Source organism: Endozoicomonas sp. ONNA2, from assembly GCF_024606365.1.
Taxonomy (GTDB): Bacteria; Pseudomonadota; Gammaproteobacteria; order Pseudomonadales; family Endozoicomonadaceae; genus Endozoicomonas.
In genome coordinates, this window is the sequence record NZ_JAHHPO010000936.1 from 1 (window position 1) to 6180 (window position 6180).

General features: G+C 49.5%; 3 protein-coding genes. 2 read left to right on the forward strand and 1 reads right to left on the reverse strand.

From position 1 onward, the window contains the following. The first annotated feature begins 461 nt into the window (after positions 1-461). Together KDK14_RS16630 and KDK14_RS16635 are read left to right on the forward strand one after the other, a co-directional pair. Positions 462-2405 (forward strand): F-box/WD40 repeat-containing protein, encoded by a 1944-nt coding sequence (locus tag KDK14_RS16630; protein ID WP_257266297.1) that lies wholly within the window; start codon positions 462-464, stop codon positions 2403-2405. A 181-nt stretch (positions 2406-2586) separates the two neighbouring features. Further along, positions 2587-4503 (forward strand): F-box/WD repeat-containing protein, encoded by a 1917-nt coding sequence (locus KDK14_RS16635; protein WP_257266298.1) that lies wholly within the window; start codon positions 2587-2589, stop codon positions 4501-4503. A 277-nt stretch (positions 4504-4780) separates the two neighbouring features. Here the strand turns inward: KDK14_RS16635 and eno are convergent, their stop codons facing one another. Next, the gene (gene eno, locus KDK14_RS16640) at positions 4781-6073 is read right to left on the reverse strand and encodes a phosphopyruvate hydratase (RefSeq protein WP_257266299.1); all 1293 of its coding nucleotides are present in this window, start codon (positions 6071-6073) and stop codon (positions 4781-4783) included. Positions 6074-6180 lie beyond the last annotated feature (107 nt).

Below are 6180 nucleotides of genomic sequence, written 5' to 3' on the forward strand. Positions count from 1 at the left end.
ACATAGCTAAGGCTATGCTCCCTACGTTGCGCCTTGCATAGTAACTGTCCACTTAACCAGAAATATACGATTCCATTTGGCCAACTACTTATAGCTGCCTTTCTCCGCCCCGACATGGTAATCACGTGCAACTGATTGGTTGTGCATGCATCGAAATATTCAGCTAATTTAAGTCTCGGCACATGGCGGCAACCGGGTCAGGATGATTAAGGTACTTTAAGTGGTATTAAAAAAGTGGTTTTAAAAAAAATGGTATCGAAAACTGGTATTGAATCGGCAGCCTGTTGGTGCTGCCCGATATCTGAATTCTCTGAAATCAGATTTCCGGAAAATATCCGGGTCAGGGTTGTAAAAAGAGATATAGACAACCAACGTCTGATAAACAATTCATCACCTGTTGAGTTCAATCTGACATCAACGCCACATTTTGCCCGTTAGCCTGAGACCAAAGAGTTCTGAATATGCCCTCTGACAAGCCGATTGGCAGTACCAACAGCTATATTGTCCCGGTTGCTACCATCCCTTTGACTGTGGCAAATAGTACTGGCAAAAGTATCGCCGTCCTTTCTGGCCAAAAGCGTATGCTATTGCTGGATCTGCCACCACAACCCCTGGGGCACATGCTGGGTTTTTTAGACTACCGGGATATCAAGGCCGCTGCACAGACCTGCTCGTCCTTGTACAGTATAATCCGCACTGAGCATCTGCTCGCCAGATCCTGGTTTAAGCAGTTCTCTGAAAAAAAACAGCAGCATTTTGTCCAGATTGCCAACAACATCAGTCACCATGAATTGAAAGCCTGGCTGGAGCATTTTACCCGGAATAAAACGCTGATCAGCCATACTTGTGGCCATTCAGCCGGGGAAATAACAGACGATGGCCTGTCAGAACGGGAACCACAACAAGGGAAATATTTTCCACAAATCCTGTTTTACACCATGGGCCGATTAATGGCTAACTGCCCTGCTTTCTACCCTCAATTGGTAACATCGATCAGTTGCCGACATTTTAGTTCTTGTTCTACCAGGCTCAGCCACGATGGCCGCTACCTGGCGACCAACCTTTACACTCTCCTCAGTGGTACAGGAATTCATGAAAGAAGAGAAAACACCAAAAGGCCCGCCGGGATTACTATTCCCCATAAAGAGTGGTTTATTAATGAGATTACCTTCAGTAATGACAACCAGCATATACTGAGTCGCACAGAAAAGACCGCAACAGTCACCAGCTGTAATGCCGACGGCAGTTGGACAAAAAAACTCACCATTCATGCTGAAAGATCTGTCAGGTCGGCGACTTTCAATCCCGACAGCCGCCAGGCAGTGGTGGCCTGTGATTGCAAGGCCATAGTCTGTTCCATGGACAAGTCTGGCGGCTGGGCAGTAACAGGTACGATTATTCAAGAAAAGGATATTTGGTCAGCACAATTCAACCCTGACAGCAGTTTGATAGTCACCGCCAGTAACGATCACACGGCGAGAATTCACAGTCTCAACGGCCAATCGCTGGAGCAGATAACCCTGGAGCATGATGGCAAGGTCAGGCACGCTGGATTCAGCCCTGATGGCAAAAATATAATGACCATCAGTGATATCGACGATCGCCATTGCGATCAGATTGTAACGATTTTCAGCGCTAACATTGATACCGGCTGGAACAACAAAAAAGTTATTACCCACCTCGGGGGCATCAACCAGGTCGCATTCAGCATCGATAACCGTCATGCAGTGACGGCCAGCTCTGATCATACAGCCGTAATTCTGAGTTGTGATGATACCCACGACAACTGGCAAGTAAGTACCACCATAAACCATAGCGATTCTGTTTTGTCTGCCTATTTTGGTCCCTATTGTCATTATTTAGTGACGGCCAGTGAGGATAAGACAGCAAAAATTTACCGGTATAATGCCGGCACCCGGCGTTGGGCACAACTAAAGGTTATTGTCCACAATCAACCGATCACCTCGGCCACCTTCAGTCCTGATAGCGAACACATCCTGACAGTCTCCGCAAACCGACAAGAAAAATCCATACCTGGTCACATTGCCATGATCCACACTCGTACGACCAGTGACAATTGGATACCAAGTGCTGATTTTGCGCCAGAGGGCGGGGTTCATCAAGCACGATTCAACCATGATGGCTCCCATATAGTCATCAATGCCAGAAATGATCGTGTCGCCCTGATCTATGGCTACACGGCAGAAGGCCGCTGGTTACCCAAACTGAACCTGCACCATCAATACAAGCTGAACTCGGCAACATTCAGTCCCACCAGCGACTATTTAATGTGCATTAGCGACGACTTATTCACCTTTAACAACAACCCTCAACTGGTACAGATCTGGCACTTGTACAGGCCCGATTTAGTGCCACCTGAACACGAAAGTCCGAAATCGGTCTGAATGTTCGCAAAAAAAACATATCCAGACCCTGCCGTGTAAAGCGCAGCCATTGATGATCATTGCGATCACCGCCTACCCAATGGTGACATTGCGTGCATCAGAGTCATTAATTATGCGTGCATCGAAATTGTCGACTATGGTTAGCTTCCGGCACATGGCGGCAGCCAGGCAATAATGATTTATGAATATGCACTCTGACAAGCCTATTGGCAGTAACAGCTGTTATACCATCCCGATTCCTGTTACCACCCCCATAACCAGTATCAGCAACAGTATCGCCGTCATTTCTGACCAAAGGCCGATGCTATTACTTGATCTGCCAAGCGAACACTTAGGGCACATACTGGGTTTTTTAAAGTACCGGGATATCAAGGCCGTAGCACAGACCTGTGCGACTTTGTGCAGTACCATCCGCAGCGAGCATCTGCTCGCCAGAACCTGGTTTAAACAGTTCTCTACAAAAAAACAGCATGATTTTGCACAGATTGCCAATAACATCAGTAACCATGAACTGAAAGCCTGGCTGGGGCAGTTTACCGGGAATGAAACGCTGATCAGCCATATTTATGGCTATTGCGCCGGGGAGATAACAGACGACGGTCTGTCGGCAAGGGAACCACGAAAAGGGAAATATTTCCCACAAATCCTGTTTTACACAGTGGGCCGGTTAATGGCTAACTGTCGTGCTTTCCATCCGGAATTGGCAACATCCATCAATTTCACCCCTTATACTTCCATGTCAACCAGGCTCAGCAACGATGCCCGCTACCTGGTGACCAACGCTCGCACTCGCTGTGGTCCTGCAAGTTATGATCAGGCAGTAAAAGCCACAAGACCCATAGAGATTGCCATTGACCATATAGAGCCGTTCGTCAATGATTTTACCTTCAGCGCTGACAACCAGCATATACTGAGCCGCACGAACACGACCACGAAAATCACCGGCTCTAATGCCGACGGCAGCTGGACAGAAAGACTCACCCTTCGTCCTGGTTTATTTGTCAGGTCGGCGACGTTCAATTCCGACGGACATCAGGCAGTGACGGCCTGTGGTTGCAAGGCCATAGTCTGTAGCATGGATAAGGTAGGCAGCTGGGCAGCAACAGGGACGATTATTCAAGAAGAGGATATTCGGTCAGCAAACTTCAGCCCTGACAGCAGCTTGATAGTCACCACCAGTGACGATTGCACGGCGAGAATCCATGGCCGCGACCTCAATGGCAAATGGCAGGAACAAGCCACCCTGGAGCATGATGGTTTGGTCAGTTGCGCAGTATTCAGTCTTGATGCCAAACATATATTGACCCTTAGCGGCGTCGACAATCACCATTGCAATCAAATCGTCACGATATTCAGCAGTAAAACTGATACCGGCTGGACAAACAAAAAAGTTATCACCCACTCCCAATTTATCAACCATGTCGCACTCAGCAGCGACGATCGTCATGTAGCAACGGCCAGCTCTGATCATACAGCCATAATCCTGAGTTATGATAACACCGACAATTGGCAGATAAAAACCACCATAAACCATAAAGGGCCTGTCTTCTGTGCCACTTTTAGTCCCTATTGTCACTATCTGGCAACAGCCAGCGACGATAAGACGGCAAAAATTTACCGGTATAATGCCAACGCCAGGCGGTGGTCACAACAACAGGTTATTGTCCATGATAAACCGATCTACTCAGCCGCCTTCAGCGCTGATGACCACCATATCCTGACAGTCTCCAAAAACGCGGAGGCAGAACCTATACCTGGTCACAACGCCATGATCCACACCCGTACGACCAGTAATAACTGGAAAACCAGCGCTAATTTTGCCCCACAGGGCGGGGTTCATACAGCCAACTTCAACCATGATGGCTCCCATGTAATCATCAATGCCGCAAATGATTATGCCACCTTTATCTATGGCTACATTACAGAAGGCAGCTGGATACCCAAAGCAACCATACGCCATCAATACAAGCTCGACGCGGTAACATTCAGTGCCACCAGTGGCTGTTTAATGAGCATTAGCAACGAGTGGCAACTGGTGCAGGTCTGGCACCTGTACAGGCCGGATTTATCGCCACCTGTCCTGTGCGATACAGATTAACTGCCATCTCCCTGAAACACGAAAGACGGCTCCAAAAGTTCACTGGTAAAGGACGACCGACAACTTTCCCCCAAGAGGCTGTCCGAAAATTAATTGCCCTGCGTGGCAACAGTTCCTGCATCCATGCAGTCGTGCGATAGCGATAAAGTATTCCTGCTTCTTCCTCAAATAGCCCCGCTATTCCCGGAAAGCCTCCTGGTTAGGCGATTCGCCCGATTTACCGGGCAAACAAAAAGGGAGGCTTAAGCCTCCCCTGTCAATAAGCAGTGACTGCTAATCATGCACGCTTGAATTCAGCAATACCACGGTAAGGCGCCTTGCCTTTCAGCTGCTCTTCAATACGGAGCAACTGGTTGTACTTGGCCACACGATCAGAACGACACAGGGAACCGGTCTTGATCTGGCCAGCGCAGGTACCCACCGCCAAATCCGCAATGGTGGCGTCTTCGGTTTCACCGGAGCGGTGAGAGATAACAGCAGTGTAACCCGCTTCTTTGGCCATTTTGATCGCATCCAGGGTTTCGCTCAAGGAACCGATCTGGTTGAACTTGATCAGGATAGAGTTAGCAATGCCCTTATCGATACCTTCTTTAAGGATCTTTGTATTGGTTACGAACAGGTCATCACCAACGATCTGGATCTTGTCACCCAGCAGTTCAGTCTGGTACTTGAAGCCGTCCCAGTCAGACTCGTCGAGACCATCTTCAATGGAGATGATCGGGTATTTTTCGGTCAGACCTTTCAGATAGTCCGAGAACTCCCTGGCAGTGAAGACTTTGCCTTCGCCTTTCAAGTGGTACTTGCCATCTTCGAAGAACTCCGAAGCCGCACAGTCCATAGCCAGAGTGATGTCACTGCCCAGCGTATAACCGGCCGCAACAACCGCTTCTTTGATTACCGCCAGAGCGTCGGCATTGGAGGCCAGGTTTGGAGCAAAACCACCTTCGTCGCCCACGGCAGTGTTCAGGCCCTTGTCGGACAGCACTTTCTTCAGGGCGTGGAATACCTCAGCCCCCATGCGCAGGGCTTCAGCGAAGTTTTTGGCGCCCACTGGCTGGATCATGAATTCCTGGATATCGACATTGTTGTCAGCGTGCTCACCGCCGTTCAGGATATTCATCATGGGCACCGGCATGGTGAACTGACCAGGGGTACCGTTCAGCTCGGCAATGTGCGCGTACAAAGGCATGCCCTTGTCAGCAGCGGCGGCTTTGGCAGCCGCCAGAGACACTGCCAAAATAGCATTGGCACCCAGCTTGGCTTTGTTATCAGTGCCGTCCAGGTCGATCATCTTATGATCCAGGCCACGCTGGTCATTGGCGTCAAAACCAAGCAGTGCTTCACGGATAGGACCGTTAACATTGGCAACGGCTTTCAGCACGCCCTTGCCCAGGTAGCGGGACTTGTCACCATCACGCAGCTCCAGGGCTTCGCGGGAACCGGTGGAAGCGCCGCTGGGAGCACAGGCAGTACCAAAGGCACCAGACTCAAGAATCACGTCAGCTTCAACAGTGGGATTGCCACGAGAATCGAGGACTTCGCGAGCCTTGATTTCCTTGATAGCGGTCATGGGATACTCCGGGGGAAGAATTCGGAAATGTCAACTGAGAGGAAAGAAGTACCCTGACACTCCCCGCCCTATCGGGCGAGGGTTCTTGATCGCTCAAGAACGTTTCT

Bases quoted from the DNA above. Each gene is read 5' to 3' on its own strand.
- eno (WP_257266299.1), bottom strand. From the start codon at position 6,073: ATGACCGCTATCAAGGAAATCAAGGCTCGCGAAGTCCTCGATTCTCGT.
- KDK14_RS16630 (WP_257266297.1), top strand. From the start codon at position 462: ATGCCCTCTGACAAGCCGATTGGCAGTACCAACAGCTATATTGTCCCG.
- KDK14_RS16635 (WP_257266298.1), top strand. From the start codon at position 2,587: ATGAATATGCACTCTGACAAGCCTATTGGCAGTAACAGCTGTTATACC.